The organism is Mycobacterium numidiamassiliense (genome assembly GCF_900157365.1).
In the GTDB taxonomy this organism is placed as follows: Bacteria; Actinomycetota; Actinomycetes; order Mycobacteriales; family Mycobacteriaceae; genus Mycobacterium; species Mycobacterium numidiamassiliense.
The window spans coordinates 1,159,800-1,177,066 of record NZ_FUEZ01000004.1 but is presented as its reverse complement, the minus strand read 5'-3'; the positions used below and the strand labels follow the sequence as shown (position 1 = coordinate 1,177,066).

At 64.2% G+C, this 17,267-nt stretch carries 17 protein-coding genes; 16 read left to right on the top strand and 1 reads right to left on the bottom strand.

Annotated features, from left to right (window positions below):
* The first annotated feature begins 50 nt into the window (after nt 1–50).
* From MNAB215_RS14250 to MNAB215_RS14175, 16 genes are all read left to right on the top strand, one after another.
* Nucleotides 51–782, top strand: a complete 732-nt coding sequence (locus MNAB215_RS14250; protein WP_077079437.1) for a FadR/GntR family transcriptional regulator — start codon at nt 51–53, stop codon at nt 780–782.
* A gap of 239 nt (nt 783–1,021) precedes the next feature.
* A complete protein-coding gene (locus tag MNAB215_RS14245) occupies nt 1,022–2,035 on the top strand; it encodes an amidohydrolase family protein (RefSeq protein ID WP_083743395.1) in 1,014 nt (337 codons plus the stop codon).
* On the top strand, nt 1,977–3,053 hold the full coding sequence (locus MNAB215_RS14240) for a DODA-type extradiol aromatic ring-opening family dioxygenase (RefSeq protein ID WP_077079435.1): 1,077 nt from the start codon (nt 1,977–1,979) through the stop codon (nt 3,051–3,053). Before MNAB215_RS14245 ends, MNAB215_RS14240 begins: the two co-directional genes overlap by 59 nt.
* The gene (locus MNAB215_RS14235) at nt 3,050–3,874 is read left to right on the top strand and encodes an alpha/beta fold hydrolase (RefSeq protein WP_077079434.1); all 825 of its coding nucleotides are present in this window, start codon (nt 3,050–3,052) and stop codon (nt 3,872–3,874) included. Before MNAB215_RS14240 ends, MNAB215_RS14235 begins: the two co-directional genes overlap by 4 nt.
* On the top strand, nt 3,871–5,178 hold the full coding sequence (locus tag MNAB215_RS14230) for an aromatic ring-hydroxylating oxygenase subunit alpha (RefSeq protein ID WP_077079433.1): 1,308 nt from the start codon (nt 3,871–3,873) through the stop codon (nt 5,176–5,178). The genes MNAB215_RS14235 and MNAB215_RS14230 overlap by 4 nt, the downstream gene beginning before the upstream one ends.
* Nucleotides 5,175–5,666, top strand: coding sequence for an aromatic-ring-hydroxylating dioxygenase subunit beta (locus MNAB215_RS14225; RefSeq protein ID WP_077079432.1), 492 nt, complete (start codon nt 5,175–5,177; stop codon nt 5,664–5,666). Before MNAB215_RS14230 ends, MNAB215_RS14225 begins: the two co-directional genes overlap by 4 nt.
* Nucleotides 5,663–6,427, top strand: a complete 765-nt coding sequence (locus tag MNAB215_RS14220; RefSeq protein ID WP_077079431.1) for an SDR family NAD(P)-dependent oxidoreductase — start codon at nt 5,663–5,665, stop codon at nt 6,425–6,427. The genes MNAB215_RS14225 and MNAB215_RS14220 overlap by 4 nt, the downstream gene beginning before the upstream one ends.
* Nucleotides 6,428–6,462: 35 nt before the next feature.
* On the top strand, nt 6,463–7,260 hold the full coding sequence (locus MNAB215_RS14215) for a 2-keto-4-pentenoate hydratase (protein WP_077079430.1): 798 nt from the start codon (nt 6,463–6,465) through the stop codon (nt 7,258–7,260).
* Nucleotides 7,257–8,195, top strand: coding sequence for an acetaldehyde dehydrogenase (acetylating) (locus MNAB215_RS14210; protein ID WP_077079429.1), 939 nt, complete (start codon nt 7,257–7,259; stop codon nt 8,193–8,195). The genes MNAB215_RS14215 and MNAB215_RS14210 overlap by 4 nt, the downstream gene beginning before the upstream one ends.
* On the top strand, nt 8,192–9,268 hold the full coding sequence (gene dmpG, locus MNAB215_RS14205; RefSeq protein WP_077079428.1) for a 4-hydroxy-2-oxovalerate aldolase: 1,077 nt from the start codon (nt 8,192–8,194) through the stop codon (nt 9,266–9,268). The genes MNAB215_RS14210 and dmpG overlap by 4 nt, the downstream gene beginning before the upstream one ends.
* Before the next feature lie 28 nt (nt 9,269–9,296).
* The gene (locus tag MNAB215_RS14200; RefSeq protein ID WP_077079427.1) at nt 9,297–9,731 is read left to right on the top strand and encodes an ester cyclase; all 435 of its coding nucleotides are present in this window, start codon (nt 9,297–9,299) and stop codon (nt 9,729–9,731) included.
* Nucleotides 9,732–9,767: 36 nt separating this feature from the next.
* On the top strand, nt 9,768–10,748 hold the full coding sequence (locus MNAB215_RS14195) for a zinc-binding dehydrogenase (protein WP_077079426.1): 981 nt from the start codon (nt 9,768–9,770) through the stop codon (nt 10,746–10,748).
* Nucleotides 10,745–11,554 (top strand): enoyl-CoA hydratase/isomerase family protein, encoded by an 810-nt coding sequence (locus tag MNAB215_RS14190; protein WP_077079425.1) that lies wholly within the window; start codon nt 10,745–10,747, stop codon nt 11,552–11,554. Before MNAB215_RS14195 ends, MNAB215_RS14190 begins: the two co-directional genes overlap by 4 nt.
* Before the next feature lie 70 nt (nt 11,555–11,624).
* Nucleotides 11,625–13,310 (top strand): AMP-binding protein, encoded by a 1,686-nt coding sequence (locus MNAB215_RS14185; protein WP_077079424.1) that lies wholly within the window; start codon nt 11,625–11,627, stop codon nt 13,308–13,310.
* Between the two features lie 5 nt (nt 13,311–13,315).
* Entirely contained in the window at nt 13,316–14,506 is a 1,191-nt protein-coding gene (locus MNAB215_RS14180) for an acyl-CoA dehydrogenase family protein (RefSeq protein WP_077079423.1), read from the top strand.
* A gap of 13 nt (nt 14,507–14,519) precedes the next feature.
* Nucleotides 14,520–16,490: an AMP-binding protein gene (locus MNAB215_RS14175; RefSeq protein WP_077079422.1), complete on the top strand. Its 1,971-nt coding sequence runs from the start codon at nt 14,520–14,522 to the stop codon at nt 16,488–16,490.
* On the opposite strand, the gene MNAB215_RS14170 is transcribed toward MNAB215_RS14175, so the two are convergent.
* Nucleotides 16,460–17,215 carry a FadR/GntR family transcriptional regulator gene (locus tag MNAB215_RS14170; protein WP_077079421.1) on the bottom strand — a complete coding sequence of 252 codons (756 nt, stop codon included), beginning with the start codon at nt 17,213–17,215 and terminating at the stop codon, nt 16,460–16,462. The genes MNAB215_RS14175 and MNAB215_RS14170 overlap by 31 nt on opposite strands.
* Nucleotides 17,216–17,267 lie beyond the last annotated feature (52 nt).

Genomic DNA, 17,267 nt, shown 5'->3' with positions numbered 1-17,267 from the left:
TGTCGGCCGCGCATGGCTCGCGCCCGGCGGCGATCCGAAGGAGGGTGCCGATGGCGCGTCGAGAGCCCGCGGTGCGATCGTCGCGGGCCGAGCGCGTCGCCGCCGATCTCGAGCACGAGATCCTTTCGGAGCGACTTCCCGTCGGCGCCCATCTCGGTCGCCGATCGGAGATCATGGACCGATTCGGGATCAGCCCGACGGTGATGAACGAGACGTTGCGCATCCTGCGCAATCGAGATCTGGTGTCGGTGCGCTCGGGACCTGGTGGCGGCATCACGGTGGCCAGCGCACCGCCACAGATTCGTACCGGGGCGTTGGACATGTGGTTTCAGGCGTCCAATCCGCATCCGTTGGACTTGTTCGAGGGCCGTCTTTATCTCGAGTTCGGTCTGACAAAAGCCGCGTTCGAACGCGCCACGGCCGAGGACATCAGCTCGATGCGCGCAGCAATGGTGACGATGCGGTCGAGCGCCCAAGCGCCGGACTTCTTCGACGCCGTCCTGGCATTCCACAGCGTCGTTGCCGCCGCCGCGCACATACCGGTGCTCGAGGGCATGCACCAATTGATCGTCACAAGTATCAAAGCGGTGCTGAGCCGGGTGATGTTCGTCAAGGACCACGAGCCACTGCTGGCGGCCAGCCTGGACGTTCACGATGACATCGTGGCATCCATCGCCGTTCACGATCAGGCGTCGTTCGTCGAGGCGATCAACCGACACGATCGTGACCTGATTCGAGCCGACGATCCGGACCGGACCCCCGACACTCCGCAGCACCCCTGACCGCCTAGGCCGCTCGCGATAACACAGGGTCAGCGAGACCCGTTGTGCGGTCGCAAGGCTCAGCGCTTGCTGCATGCGGCTAGTTGTATCACCCAGAAAGTGTGACCCACAACATTATGCATGCATAATCTTGAATTATGTATGCATAATGCCATATCATGTGATCGGCCCCACACGCCGCGCCGCCCGGAGGAACGATCATCGCCGCTACGCAACCCCTTGACCACGGCCTCATCGACGTGCACACCCATGCCATCGACGCCGGCCTGCCGGACCTTGCACGACGGTTTCCGGGTGACCCCTTGCCATCGGTGGAGCTTTTGGACGACACGGATGCGTGGCTCCACTTCGACGGCAAGCGGTACCGCCGGATCGACCACCGGTGTTGGTCAGCCGCCCCCCGACTGGCCGACATGGACCGCGATGGTATTGCGGTACAAGTCGTTTCACCGATCCCGGTAACGTTCTGCTACCGGGGCGACGCCGCTGCCGCCGCGGAACTCGCTGCGTTGCAGAACGACTTCTTCGCCCGCATGGTCAGTAACCATCCCACTCGTTTCGCTGCGCTCGGTGCGGTACCACTTCAAGATCCCGACCGGGCCGTCGAGGAACTGCGGCGCTGCATGGGCCGCCCCGGTTTCCTCGGTGTGGAGATCGGTACCCAGGTGCGAGGCATCGATCTCTCCGACGAGCGGTTCGATCATTTCTTCGCCATCGCCCACGAACTCGGCGCCCTGATTTTGGTGCACCCCAGCGACCAGGACCTGCTACCCCGGACTACGTCGATCGGCCTGGGATTCGGCGCGGGCATGCCCATCGAGACGGGGCTGGCAGCCGCCGCGCTTATCGGTAGTGGCGCACTGGCGCGGCGCCCCAGGGTGCGGCTCTGCCTGGCTCACGGGGCAGGAACACTCCCTTCGCTGATCGGACGGCTCGACAAAGGCGCTCTGATCGCCGGCATGACCGAAGACTCCGCCGACTTGCCCAGTCGACAGGCCGCCGCACTGTGGTGCGACTCGCTGACCTATAACCCTCGGGCCCTGGACGCGGCGGTTGAACTCTTCGGACCCGACCACGTCCTGTTTGGGTCCGACTACCCCTTTCCCGCGATGCCCGAACCCATCGACGACATCGTGGCAGACCTACCCGTCGACCTTCGATACCGAATCTGCAGAACGAATGTGGAGGAACACTATGGCCCATTTCCTCGGACTGGGGCTCACGCACTATCCGCTGCTGGCGGGCACGGATGAACACATGGCCAGCCTGCTGCGCTGGACCCTGACCGATCCCGACATCCCGGCGGCGGAAAAGGATCCCGCGAACTGGCCGGCAGCGATGCGGGACGAATGGGGCAATGATCAGGGCGTGGCGGCCGCAGCGCATCATCGGAAGTTGTTGGTGGAGAACCTGGCTCGCTGCCGGAACGCGCTCGATGAGTTCAACCCGGATGTCGTGGTGGTTTGGGGTGATGACCAGTACGAGAACTTTCGCGAGGAGATCATTCCCCCGTTCTGCGTGCTGGCCTACGGCGACGTGGAGGCCGAACCGTTTGAGCTCATGACCGAGCGCGGCAGCCCTAATGCCTGGGGCCTGCCGAATGACACCACCATCACCCTGCACGGCGCCCCCGAAAACGCTCGTCAGCTCACCACAAGCCTCATCGAACGCGGCTTCGACATGGCCTATTCCTATGAGAAGCGCAAGGATTCAGCCTTCCCGCACGCCATCATCAACACTCAGCTGTTCCTCGACTATCCCAATGCCGGCGCGACATTCCCCTACCCCCTGATCCCGATCACGGTTAACTGTTACGGCCCGCACGTGATAGCACGGCGCGGCGGGCTGGTCCGGTTCGCCGACATCAGGAAAGAGCGCACCGATCCGGTCGGCCCCTCGCCGGCGCGCTGCTTCGCGCTGGGCCGCGCGGTGGCCCAGTCGTTCGCCGGCACCAATCTGCGTGTCGCACTGGTCGCTTCGTCGAGTTGGTCGCACGCGTTCCTGGTCGACAAGAACTGGCACATCACGCCGGACACCGACGCGGATCTGCGGCTCTACGAACTGTTGAAGAACGGCGACTACGCCAAGTGGCAGTCCACCTCGGCCCAGGACCTCATCGAGTCGGGTCAGCAGGAACTCCTCAACTGGTTCTGCATGACCGGCGCCGTTGCTGAACTCGGACTCGAGCTCGCATGGTCGGACTTCGTTGCCACCGACGTCTTCAACTCCAACAAGTGCTTCGGCGTCTTCAAGGAAGGAAACCAGGGATGACAACCACCGTGGCGCAACCACAGGTGCTCGATGCGGGCGGCATAAAGACCAGTTATCTGGACGCCGGTTCCGGTGAGCCCCTACTGATGCTGCACGGCTCGGGTCCCGGTGTTTCGGCAACGGCCAACTGGCAGTACAACATCGAACCGCTGTCCCGGCGCTTTCACGTCCTGGCACCGGACATCGTCGGCTTCGGCGCCACCGAGCGACCCGAGCACGTCGTGTACTCCCTACGAAACTGGACCGATCACGTCTGGGCGTTCCTCGACGCTCAGAACATCGAACGAACCACGATTGTCGGCAACTCGCTCGGCGGCCGGATCGCCCTCCAGATGGCGACCGACCATCCTGAGCGGGTCCGTCGGATGGTCCTCATGGGCGCCCCCGGGGTGGGCATGACCCCGACCGAGGGCCTGACCGCGCTTCGTGCCTACGAACCTTCGCACGAGGCGATGCGCAACCTGCTGCGCAACTATTTCGCCGTAGACCCGTCCTTGATCACCGACGAGTTGGTGGCCATCCGTTACGAAGCCAGTATCGCCGATGGCGCTTACGAGGCCTACCGCGCGATGTTTTTCGATCCCCGCTACAAAGGATCCGAACTTGGCATCACCGTCGAAGAAGTGCGCGCCATCAATACCCCGACACTGTTGGTGCACGGTCGCGAAGACCAGGTCGTGCCCTTGGCGGTGTCGGTGACGATGTTGGACCTGTTGCCCAACGCCGACCTACACGTATTCAGCAGATGTGGACACTGGACCCAGATCGAGCGCGCCGACGAGTTCTCCGCGCTGGTCGCCGATTACCTGGAGCGCTCATGAGCACCGTTGAAGACTGGACAACCCAGGTTACCGAACCGCAAGCCAGTGAGCCGCTGGTGGTGGATGACCAAGACCGCCAAGTGTTTCGGGTGCACCGCTCGGCAATGACCTCGACCGAAATACACCGCGCCGAGGTCGAACGGGTCTTCGGCAAATCGTGGCTGTACGTCGGCCACGAGTCTGAGATCCCCAATCCCGGCGACTTCGTGCGGCGGAAAGTGGCCGGCCGCCCGATCTTCATGGTTCGCGGCGCGAAAAGCGGAAACATCAACGTGTTCCACAACTCGTGCACACATCGAGGAGCCTTGGTGTGCCGGCGAGATTCCGGAAACGCAAAGGTATTTCAATGCTTCTACCACGCCTGGTCATTCGACAGTGAGGGTCGACTCAACGGTGTGCCCGACCGGCAGGGCTACTCGAAAGGGCTGGACTACGACGAGTTGGGACTGGCCCGCGTGGCCCGGGTGGAGTCCTACCGCGGATTCGTATTCGCCAGCTACGATCCGGATATCATCGACCTGCCGACGTATCTGGCCGGGGCCAAGGATTACATCGATCTGGTGGTAGACGGCTGCGGGGGCTCGGTGGAGATCATCAAGGGCACCAACGAATACAGCTTCAACGCGAACTGGAAGCTGTTGGTGGAGAACAGTGCCGACGGTTATCACGCCCAGTCGACACATGACACCTACTTCAAGTACCTGGTTTTCCTCGGGACCGAACTGCAAGGCGGGGTCATCGGGCAACCCGTAAAGCTTGGCAACGGGCACGCCGTCATCGAGTACTCCTCTCCCTGGGGCCGCCCGGTCGCGAAGTGGGAACCGCTCTTCGGCGAGGACGCCCGCGGCGAAATCGACCGTATCCGTGCAGAACTCGTCGACCGGTACGGCGAGGAGCGCGCACACAAGATGGCTGAGGTGAACCGTAACCTGATCATCTATCCCAATCTGATCATTAACGACATCATGGCGGTAACCGTCCGCACAATGTTCTCGCCGACCCCGGACCGCGTCGATGTCACCGCCTGGGAGCTTGCTCCCATCGACGAGCCTGCCAGCCTGCGGGAACGGCGACTCGACAGTTTCCTTACCTTCCTAGGCCCAGGCGGATTCGCCACGCCGGACGACATCGAGGCGCTCGAGTCCTGCCAACAAGGTTTCGAGGGTGGCGGAGTCGTATGGAACGACATCTCGCGCGGCATGGGCCGCGGCCCGATGGCTAATGACGAGGAACAGATGCGCGAGTTCTGGCGACGTTGGCAGCAACAGATGGGCACCGCGGCGGACCGGGGAGGTGCACGGTGACCGCCGCCGCGCACGTCGCCACCCGCGCCGAAGTCGAGGACTTCCTCTTCCACGAATCCGCGTTACTTGATGCATGGAACCTCGACGAATGGCTGACGTTGTTCGATCCCGACGCCAAGTACGAGATCCCCTGCAATGACAAACTCGACGGTAATCCGCATCGGGATCTGATGCTCATCGATGACGACCACCGCAGGATGCGGGCCAGAGTCGAGCGGCTCAACAACCGGCGCGCCCACCGCGAATACCCCCACTCGCGTACCAACCACCAGGTGTTCAACGTGCAGGTCCACCCCGCAGGTGAGGAGTTGTCGGTGACCGCCTCCTTCACGGTATGGCGGTTCCGGGACGGCCGGTCGAGCGCGTATGTCGGGCATTACCACTACCGGCTGCGGGCTGCGGACGCCGGTTTCCGCATCGCATACAAGCGGGTGGAACTGGATATGACGGATCTGCGGCAGGTCGCCGACGTGGCGATCATTCTGTGAGCGCGGCATTGTCGGGCCGGACGGCGATCGTCACCGGTGCGGCGTCGGGAATCGGGCTTGGCATCGTCGAGCGCCTCATCGCCGACGGGGCTCGAGTCTTCGCAGCCACTCGCTCCAAAGAGGATCTGCAGGCGGTTGACGAGCGGGTGGCGACCGTGACCGGATTCGTCGGCGAGCTGCACGAACCTGGCGTCGCGGATGATCTGGTCAGCGCCGGCCTCGACGCGCTCGGCCACATCGACATCCTGGTGAATAACGCCGGCGGCGGCATGATCCGCCCGACCCTAGGGCACACCGAGGAAACGCTGCAGGCCACCATCGACAACAACCTGTGGACTGCGATCCGCTGTATACGAGCAGTCCTGCCGCACATGATTTCTCGCGAACACGGCCGGATCATCAACATCGGCGCCGACTCGGTTCGCACCGGCCTGATGGACCACGCCATGTACAACGCCGCCAAAGGCGGGGTGCATGCGATGGTCACCGGGCTGGCGCGCGAGTTCGCCGGGTCCGGCATCACCGCTAACACCGTCGCCCCGTGCTACGTGGTCACGCCGGAATTGGCCGCCCTGTGCGCATCCGGCGACGCGCCACCCCGGCTGCTGGAGGTGGTCCAGCACGGCACCGCCATCGTTCCGTTGGGACGCCCCGGCGACCCAACGGAAGTCGCCGCCACCGTGGCGTTCCTGGCCGGCGAGGACAGCCGTTTCCTCACCGGACAAACCATTTACGTCAACGGCGGCGCCAGCATGGGCTGACGCCCGTCGATCTACATGCACCCGAGGACCCCATAATGACCGCGACCCCAACTCACCTGCGGGAAGCCGCCGATCGGCTTATCGCCGCCGCCGCAGCACCGAAGCAATGCGAACCGATACGTGACATCGTCGGCGACCGGGACATTGCTGCGGCGTACACCGTGCAGCGCCTCCTCACCGAGGACTCGACCGCACGCGGCCGATACATCGTCGGCCACAAGATCGGGCTGACCTCGCCGGCCGTGCAACGCCAGCTCGGGGTGGACCAGCCCGACTCGGGCGTTCTCTTCCAGGACATGCAGGTAGCCCACCGCTCCACCGTCCCCATCGGCAGGCTGCTTCAACCAAAGGTCGAGGCCGAGATCGCGTTCATCTTGTCCGCTGACCTTGACGACGACCTCTCCGAGCAGGCCATCCGACTCGCGGCCGGTATTGCCATGCCGGCCATCGAAATCGTCGATTCCCGTGTCAGAGACTGGTCGATCAGCATCGTCGACACCATCGCCGACAACGGATCCTCGGCGCTGTTCGTGTTGGGGGGGCCGACAGTTTCCGCCGCCGACGTCGATTTTTGCGCGCGGACAATGCATCTCAGCGAAGACGGTGTCCTCGTTTCGCAGGGGCGAGGCTCGGACTGTCTCGGTAGCCCGCTTATCGCGCTGCAGTGGCTGGCCCGAACCGCCCGCGACAACGGGTCCCCACTTCGAGCGGGGCACATCGTGCTCTCCGGCGCGCTAGGTCCCATGGTGCCAGTGCGTCCGGGCAGCACCTACGTCGCGACCATCGTCGGAATCGGCTCCGTCGAGATCTCCTTCGCAAAGGAAGACCGATGACATCGACCAAGGTGGCAGTCATCGGATCCGGCAACATCGGCACCGACTTGATGATCAAGGTGCTGCGATTGTCCGATCACCTGGCGATGCGGGCGATGGTCGGCATCGACCCCGCTTCCGACGGGCTACGCCGGGCAAAGAGGCTCGGCGTGCCCACGACTGCCGACGGCGTCGAAGGCTTGCTCAAGATGCCGGAGTTTGACGACATATCAATAGTTTTCGATGCAACATCGGCCTCGGCGCATATTGCCAACGCAGCGCTGCTGGAGCCGACCCGCACGGCATTGGTGGATCTGACGCCGGCAGCTATCGGGCCTTTCGTGGTACCACCTGTCAACCTGGCCGAGCACCTCGACAGCCGCAACGTCAACATGGTGACCTGCGGTGGCCAGGCAACCATTCCGATCGTCGCCGCGGTCGGCGCCGTCAGCGAGGTGCTCTACGCCGAGATCGTCGCTTCCATCTCGTCTCGGTCAGCCGGGCCCGGCACGCGCGCCAACATCGACGAGTTCACCGAAACCACCGCGCGGGCCTTGGAAGTGGTGGGCGGAGCGCGTCGAGCCAAGGCGATCATCGTGCTGAATCCGGCCGACCCGCCGCTGATCATGCGCGATACCGTGCATTGTCTGATCGGTAACGCCGACCTCGACGCGGTGGAGCGGTCCGTGCTGGGGATGGTCGACGCGGTGGCCACCTACGTGCCGGGCTACCGACTCAAACAGCAAGTGCAGTTCCGTGAGATCGACAACCACTCTACGGCCCGCGACCTCGTCGACGACACCGGACGCCCGCGGTGGCAGGTGTCCGTGTACCTCGAAGTCGAAGGCGCGGCCCATTACCTGCCGGCCTACGCGGGCAATCTCGACATCATGACCTCGGCGGCGCTGCGCGTCGGCGAAAGTCTTTCGGCACGACTCGGAGAGCGTGTGTTATGACCAAGCTGTACATGCAGGACGTCACTCTGCGCGACGGCATGCACGCGATCCGGCACCGATTGCCGGTTGATCAACTCCGCCGTATCGCTGCGGCGCTCGATGCCGCCGGCGTCGCGGCGATCGAGGTCTCTCACGGTGACGGCCTGGCCGGATCCAGCCTCAGCTACGGCCCGGGGAGCTCGACGGACTGGGAATGGATCGCCGCTGCCGCCGACGTTGTCAAGCGCGCTCGTCTCACGACACTGCTGCTGCCGGGCATCGGTACCGTGCACGATCTGATTCGCGCCAACGATCTCGGGGTGACCTCGGTGCGCATCGCCACCCACGCCACCGAGGCAGACATCTCCCCGCAGCACATCCAAAAAGCACGTGATCTCGGTATGGACGTTTCGGGCTTCCTGATGATGTCGCACATGGCTAAGCCGAGCGTGCTCGCCGCCCAGGCCAGGTTGATGCAGGATGCCGGGGCGCACTGCGTCTATGTGACCGATTCCGGGGGACGCTTGACGATGCGCGACGTCCGCGACCGAGTTCGGGCCTACCGTGATGTGCTGCAACCGGAAACCCAGATCGGCATTCACGCACACGAGAATCTTTCGATGTCGGTGGCGAACTCCGTCGTGGCCGTCGAGGAGGGCGTATATCGCGTGGATGCCTCGCTGTGTGGGCACGGCGCAGGCGCAGGCAACTGTCCCATCGAGGCCTTCGTCGCCGTGGCCGACATTTACGGTTGGGAGCACAGCTGCAATTTGTTCGCCCTGCAGGATGCCGCCGAGGCGTTGGTCCGCCCGATCCAGGACCGTCCCGTGCGCGTCGATCGCGAGACGCTGACACTAGGCTACGCCGGCGTCTATTCGAGCTTCCTGCGCCATGCCGAGCGAGCCGCGCAGCAGCACGGACTCGACGTCCGTGACATCCTCGTCGAAGTGGGCCGTCGCAAGCTTGTGGGCGGCCAGGAGGACATGATCGACGACGTCGCACTGGACCTGATCTCGCGTGCGGGGCCCGAAAACCTCTCGTTAGGGGGACGAACTGGTGTTGACGGGAGCGTTACGGTAAGCGCCACGCCGTAGCCCGAGCGGCGCGGAAGGACCCTTGCCGATGACCACCGCGACGACCGACCTTGCCGGCTACCCGGCCCGATACTTTGCCGCCTGGGGCCAGCGTGACCTCGCCGCCGCGTTGTGTGTGATCGCCGACAACGTCGACTGGCAGGACCCCTCCCTGCCAGAACCGATCACCGGCCGCGAGGCCGCCGCCGCCTTTTTCACTGCCGCGTGGTCCGGCTTTCCCGACCTGCAGATGCAGCCCATCGGCGAGGCCCTCGTCGATGAAGCCAACAGGCGAATCTGTCAGGAATGGCGGATGGTCGGCACTCACACCGGAGAGGGGTTCCCGCCGGGTGTCCCCCCATCCGGTCGTCCGTTCGACGTCACCGGCACGGATATCTGGCAGGTCGACGAGACCGGCCGTGCGGTGTGTGTGCACGCCTACTGGAACGTCGCGACGCTGCTGACCCAACTCGGCCTGACCTGAGCAGGCCCTCGGCGTTCGCAGATAGAAGGAAACTCCTTGCACGCCATCGTGATCCGCGAGTTCGGTGGACCAGCGGTCCTACGGCCGGATAACTTCCCTGACCCCGCGACGAAGTCCGGTTGGATAACGGTTGAATTGCGGGCCGCAGCATTGAACTGGCACGACGTGTTGGTGCGCCAGGGCCGTTACCGATCGCCGCTGCCGCACGTGATCGGCGCCGATGGCGCGGGTGTCCGCCGCGACACCGGTGAGCCCGTCGTCATCGTTCCATCCCTGCATTGGGGCGATCGCGACGACGCCCCGGGCCCCGACTGGGAAATCCTGGGCGACCACATCCCAGGTACCTACGCCGAGTTAGTCAGTGTTCCCGCGGACTGCCTCGCCCCAAAACCAGCTGGATTCAGCTGGCTCGAAGCCGCCGCGCTCCCATTGGTCGGCCTTTCCACTTATCGCGCGTTAATCAGCCGCGGCCGGTTGCAGGCGGGCGAGACTGTGTTGGTTGTGGGCGCCGGTGGTGGGATCGCCAACATGGCAGTGCAATTGGCGTCTCACCTTGGCGCGTCGATCATGGTGACATCATCATCTGCGGAGAAGATTGCGCGGGCCGTCACCGAAGGCGCCAAAGACGGAGTGCTGCATAGCGATCCGGATTGGCCCGAGCAGGCACGGGCCCTGTCGCCGTCGGGTGCCGGATTCGATCTCGTGCTCGACCCGGTGGGCCGCTGGCCCGAGTCGGTGCGCGCGCTGCATCCCGGCGGCCGGCTGGTGGTGCTGGGTGCCAAAGCGGCCGAGAGCGCCGCCATGGACGTGCGCAAATTCTACTTCGGGCAATACGACCTGCTCGGCACGACGATGGGCAACAGGCGAGATTTCGCGGGACTATTGAATCTACTCTTCGAGTGTCGGATACCACCTCCCGTCATCGACCGGGTCTTTCCGCTCGACGACGCGAGATGCGCACACGAATACCTCGAATTAGCCGGCGGATTCGGCAAAACCGTGCTGGAGCATCGATGACCGAAAAACCCCTTGTTTCCTACGAGCGCCGTCCAGTGCGTCCCGATACTGACGCGCCGCTGGTCGCCTATCTGATCCTCGACGATCCAGAGCGGCGCAATGCCCTGTCCGACACGCTGCTGGACCAGCTGACCGAATCGCTGGTCCACGCCGCCGACGATCCCGACGTGCGGGTAATCGTCCTGACGTCCTCGCACGAGCGGGTGTTCTCGTCCGGCGGTAACCTCGACGCCTTCGCCGACACCCAGCCGATAATCACGAAATATGCCGGGCTGAAACGCTTTCCGGAGTTGTTTAGAACGTTGACGTCGATCAGCAAGCCGGTCGTATGCGCTGCCAACGGCGACGTGCTGGCCGGAGCGTTAGGTATCGCATTGGCCTGCGACTTGGTGATCGCCAAGAGATCTGCGCGGCTCGGCTGCCCCGAGATCAACGTCGGCGCTTTTCCGTTCATGATCTCGGCGCTCATCTTCCGCGCCACCGGTCGGCTGGTCGCTAACGAACTGATGATGACCGGACGACTGCTGTCGGCCACGGAAGCCGCCGAAGCCGGGCTGGTTAACCGCGTCGTTTCCGACGACGAGTTCGACTCGGCCGTGCAGAGCTGGGTTGCCGAGATCGCGGGGAAGTCACCGCTGCTGCTGGGTCTCGGAAAAAAGGCCCTCGCCGCGACTCGCGACCTGCCGCTGGACGCCGCCCTGGATTACCTCCAGGCCCAGCTGGCCCTGGCGTTCACCACCGAGGACCTTTCCGAGGGCGTTCGGGCCTTCAAGGAGAAGAGGGCACCGGTATGGCGCAACACCTGAGTTCGATCACCCTTGTCAATTTGGTCTGACCATAATAATGTTCTGAAAATATGTCGAGGGACGAGCATCCATGAAACCCGGGAAATACACCGACCGATACGCGGCCGATTCGGTTCGCGCGTATCGCGATGCGGAACTCTGGAGCGACGAGACCATGTTCGATCTTCTGGTCAGACAGGCCGCACAGCAACCGGACAAGGTTTTCGCCACGGACCGTCAACGCTCACTGACCTACCGCGAACTCCACGATTCGGTCCTGAGACTGGCCGCCGGGTTGCACGAACGGGGCTGGCGTGCCGGTGACACCGTAGCAGTTCAACTGCCGAACTGGGTCGAGTTCATCGAGGTGACCGCGGCGCTGTCCCGGCTGGGCGTTATCACCGTGCCGATCATGCCGATCTACCGCCGCGACGAGGTCGGCTATGTCACCGGTCACGCCGAGGCCCGTGCGGTCATCGCACCGGCGACGTTCAAGGGTTTCGACTATCTGGGCATGTACCGCGACGTACGGCGCGAGCGACCGGAGCTGGACATACTGGTAGCACGTCCGGACGCCACTACGCACGACATCGCGAGTCAGAAGGACAGCGGTGTCACGATTTTGGACGCAGTACGCACCGAGACGGTGCCTGCCGCCGACGATCTGCCAGCTCAGCCAAGTGCCGATGATCCGTTCGTCATCGTTTACACCTCCGGCACGACCTCGCGGCCTAAAGGCTGCGTGCACACGTTCAACACCTACTGCTCGGGCGCGCGGAGTCTGACCAAGGCCTTCGGCTATACCGAATCTGATGTTCAGTTCGGCCCCTCGCCGATAACCCACACCACCGGGCTGGTCACCAGCGTGCTGGTGCCGATGCTCAACGGAGGGGCCACGCATGTGATGGCCGACTGGGAGCCGAAACGCGGCTTGGCCGAGATCGCCGAGTTCGGTTGCACCCAGGCCGTGACCGCCACCACGTTCTTGCAGATGTTGCTCAGCGTCTTCGATCCGGAACGCGATGACGCATCCAGCCTCCGGCTTTGGGTGTGCGCGGGCGCGCCCATCCCGAGAGCCGTCGTCGAGCAGGCGACCACAACGCTGCCAGGCATGAGAGTGCTCAGTCTGTACGGACGTAGCGAAAACCTCGTCGCCACAACGTGCACCGTCAGCGACGATCCCGACAGAGCACTGACCTCCGACGGCTCGGCGCTCGACGGTCACGAGGTGGCGATCGTCGACGAGGACGGCCGGGAGATTCCGCGCGGAACCGAGGGGGACATCGCCTATCGCGGACCGTCACACATGATCGGCTACCTGGGCGATCCCGAGGAGACCGCGGCTTTGTTCACCCCGACCGGGTTCTCGCGGTCCGGCGATCTCGGTGTGATGGACGAGGACGGATTCGTCCGCGTGACGGGACGCGTGAAAGACATCATCATCCGCGGCGGCATGAACATCAGCGCCCGCGAGATTGAGGACCACCTCGCGGCCCATCCTGCGCTCAGCGCTTCGGCCGTCGTCGGCTTTCCCGATGAGCGGCTGGGTGAGCGAGTCAGTGTCTTTGTCGTCACGCGAGTTGGTGAACCCGAGCCGACGGTCGAGGAGCTGCGGGCATACCTCACCGGACACGGCGTCGCCATCCAGAAGACTCCGGAGCGGGTGATCAAGGTAGCTGAGCTCCCCATGACAGCCACCGGCAAGGTGCAGAAGCACATGCTGCGCGAGCAGGTTTCCCGCACCGTCGAGAACAACCCCGTCGGCGTGAACGGGTAGGGGACATGGATCTTAACGACAGTCCCGCCGAGGCCGAATTCCGCGACCGCGTTCGCTCCTGGCTCGCCGAGACCCTGCCGAAGCTCGGCGGGGCCGAGCCGCACCGCCTGGAAGACAAGCGCGACTACTGGGCCCGCTGGCAACGGATACAGTTCGACGCTGGCTTTGCCGGCCTGTCCTGGCCGAAGGAGTTCGGCGGCGGCGGCGCGGACGCCAAGCTCAAAGCGGTATTCACCGAAGAACTCGATCGCGCAAAGGCCCCGGAGCGTCTCAACATCATCGGCGAAGACTTCACCGGGCCGACGATCATCGCCTTCGGTACCGCCGCACAGCAGAAGCGATACCTGCGGCCGATCCTCACTGGCGAGCACGTCTGGTGCCAGTTGTTCTCCGAGCCGGAATCCGGCTCGGACCTTGCCTCACTGCGCACCGCAGCGGTCCAGGTCGACGGCGGCTGGCGGATCACCGGGCAGAAGATCTGGACAAGCCGCGCACAGCTGGCCGCACACGCAATCCTGTTGGCCCGCACCGGCGGAGGACCCCGACATCGCGGAATCACCTACTTTCTGCTGGACATGAAGTCAGCGGGCGTGCGGATCCGTCCCCTTGCGCACATGCTCGGGGAGGCCGAGTTCAACGAAGTGTTTCTCGACGACGTGTTCGTTCCAGGCGAGGATGTCGTCGGTGACATCGACGATGGGTGGCGGGTCGCCATGGGCACTCTTGCCTTCGAACGCGTCGGCATAGCGACGGGACGGGTCAACACCACCGGAGCGGTCAACGACCTGATCGCCGAGATCGCCGGGCGCACCGGCGACGACGGAAGTCCGCTGGGCACCGATCCGCTGGTGCGCCAACGCGTCGCAGATCTCTACGGCCGTGCCCTGACCCATTATCTGATCAGCCAGCGGGTGATCACCGGCGCCGCAAGCGGTGCGCCACCGGGCCCGGTCACCTCAATCGGCAAGCTGTTCTTTTGCCCGCTGGTCGAAGACATCGCCGACTTCGGCCTGTCGCTGTCCAAGCTGGACGGGCAATTCTCGTTGCCGGAGAAGGACTCTCCCAACGACGATGCCGCGGGCGAACGGTGGCTGCGCCTGGCTAACCAGGCACGCGGGACAGCGATCGCGGGCGGATCGACGTTCATCCAGCGCAACATCGTCGCCGAGCGGATCCTCGGCATGCCCCGAGAGTGAGGGGCAACAGAACGTGAACGCCTACCGATGGCTGCCATCGCCAGACTATGTCGACAACGCCAACGTCACCCGTCTGGCCCGCAGGCACGGACTCGCCGGCATCGACGAGTTGCGAGCCCGTTCTGTGGCGGACCCCGTGTGGTACTGGAATGCCGTCCTCGACGATCTCGGCATAACCTTCGCCACCCCGCACACCGCAGTGGTCGACCTGAGTCGAGGCATCGAGCACCCAGACTGGTTCGTGGGTGCGCAACTCAACGTTGTCGATTCCTGTCTGAGGCGCTGGCGTGATGCCGATCCGGAACGTATCGCGGTGCAACACGAGGCCGAGGACGGCCACACTTCCACACTCACATTCGGCCAACTGGCCGACGAAGTCGCCAGCGCCACAGCAGGATTGGAACGACTTGGGATCGGGCGAGGCGACACAGTCGCGCTCTACATGCCGATGATCCCGGAAGCGGTCGTCGCCGTCTACGCGGTGGCAGCGCTCGGGGCGGTGCTGGTGCCCCTGTTCTCCGGATTCGCCGCGTCCGCGATCACCGGCCGGCTCACCGATGCCGATGTCACAGCAGTGGTGACGGCCGACGGGACCATCCGCCGAGGACGCGAGGTGCCGATGTTGCCCCAGCTGGCCGTCGCCCTTGAGGACTGCCCAGGTGTGGAGCACCTCATTGTCGTCGACAACATCTGTGCTGCAGGCGAACTCGATGTCGACGTCAGCACGATGAGCTGGTCGGAGCTCACTGACCACCCGGCCGAACTCACCACCGAACTGGTCCCGGCGATGCATCCACTTCTTTTGGGCTACACCTCGGGTACCACCGGGCGCCCCAAGGGGGCAGTGCACACCCATGCCGGCTTCCTGGTCAAGACGGCCAGCGAGGTCGCCTACTCGTTCGACATAACCCGTGATGGGGCGTTCTGCTGGATCACCGACATGGGCTGGATCATGGGTCCGCTGTCGATCATCGGAACCCACGCCAACGGAGCCACCCTCGTCCTCTACGAAGGGTCGCCCGACGTACCCGACAGCTACCGACTTTGGGACCTTATTGCCCGGCAGCAGATCTCGATGCTCGGTGTGTCACCCACGCTGATCCGTGCATTGAAGGGATCAGCCCTCGATCAGATTCACGCCCGGGATCTATCCTCCGTGCACGTCCTGGGTTCGACCGGTGAGCCGTGGGATCCGGACTCCTACGACTGGCTGGCGCGGGATGTGTTCGGGGGTCGGGTACCCATCATCAACTTCTCTGGAGGAACCGAGGTCGGCGGCTCCTTCCTGGCCCCCTATCCAGTCGAACCGATCCTCAGCTGTTCCCTCGGAGGACCGTCGCTGGGCATGGACGTCGACGTCGTCGACGACAAGGGCCAATCCATCCGCGGGCAGGTCGGCGAACTGGTCTGCCGGCAACCGTGGCCATCGATGACGCGTGGCGTCTGGAAGGACGACCAGAGGTACCTCGACGCCTACTGGTCACGCTTCCCTGGCCTGTGGACCCACGGAGACTTCGCCATGGTGGACGAACACGGCCAGTGGTTCATCCTGGGCCGCTCCGACGACGTCATGAACGTTGCGGGCAAGCGACTGGCACCGGCTGAGGTGGAGTCGGCGCTGACAATCCATCCCGCGGTGAGCGAGGCCGCAGCGGTCGGAATGCCCGACCCGCTGAAAGGTGAAGTTGTATGGGCGTTCTGGGTCGCCAGACCCGATACCGATCTCGACGATGACACCGTTGCTGGCGAGCTGAAGACGCTCGTCGGCACGGAGCTGGGCAAACCGTTCGCCCCCTCGAAGATCTGGCGGGTCGACGCGCTACCCAAGACGAGGTCGGCCAAGATCCTGCGCCGTGCGATCCGGGCCGCCGCGCTCGGCACCGACCCGGGTGACCTTTCCGGAGCGGAAAACCCAGATGCCGTCGCTGCTATACGCGATGTCGTTGCGGCAGCTCAATTGTCGACCGTGATGGAGTCCCGTTGATCCACTTTCAGAGCAGCCGCCGCGTAGGTATGCACATGTGTGCGCATTCGGCGCCCGGCTGTCTCGGCGTCCTTGTCACGGATCGCCTTGGTGACCGACTTGTGCGCGCGCGCGGTCGCTGCGCGCACGGAGTCATCGACGAACGCGGCATTCTCCGTGCCGGTATAGATAGCCTGCGACAGCGCGGTCATGAAGCCGATCAAGAGCTCATTGTGACTCGCAATTGCCACTCCCACGTGCCAGTCAACGTTGGCCTGCAGGAACTGCGACAGGTCGGCGTCCGGAGCGGCAATGGCACCGTTCGCGCGATCCAGCGTCGCCAGATCCGCTTCGGTGCGCTTGATCGCGGCAAGCTCGGCACAAAACGGCTCCAATGCTTCGCGCGTCTCCATCAAATCCGCCAGCTTGATTTGCCGACCGCGGATCAACGTGCTCACCGACTTGGCCATCGAAGCCGTGGTCGGACGTTGGACGAACGCACCGCCAGCCCGACCCGCCTTGACCCGCACCAGGTTCTGCACCTCCAGAATCCTGAGCGCTTCACGTACTGTCGCGCGGCTCATCTGGGTTTGTTTGACCAACTCACGTTCAGCAGGAAGCGCGGCGCCTTCTTTCAGTTCACCGCTGAGAATCCGCTCGCGCAATTCGCGTGCCAGCACATCGGGTGCCTTCGGCACGTCCACCGGTCCAAGCGTGATGGCAGACCGCGCGCCGTCACCCTCCATCACGCCTCCTCAATGGACTTATGGTCAGACCCAAATTACCACCTGACGACCA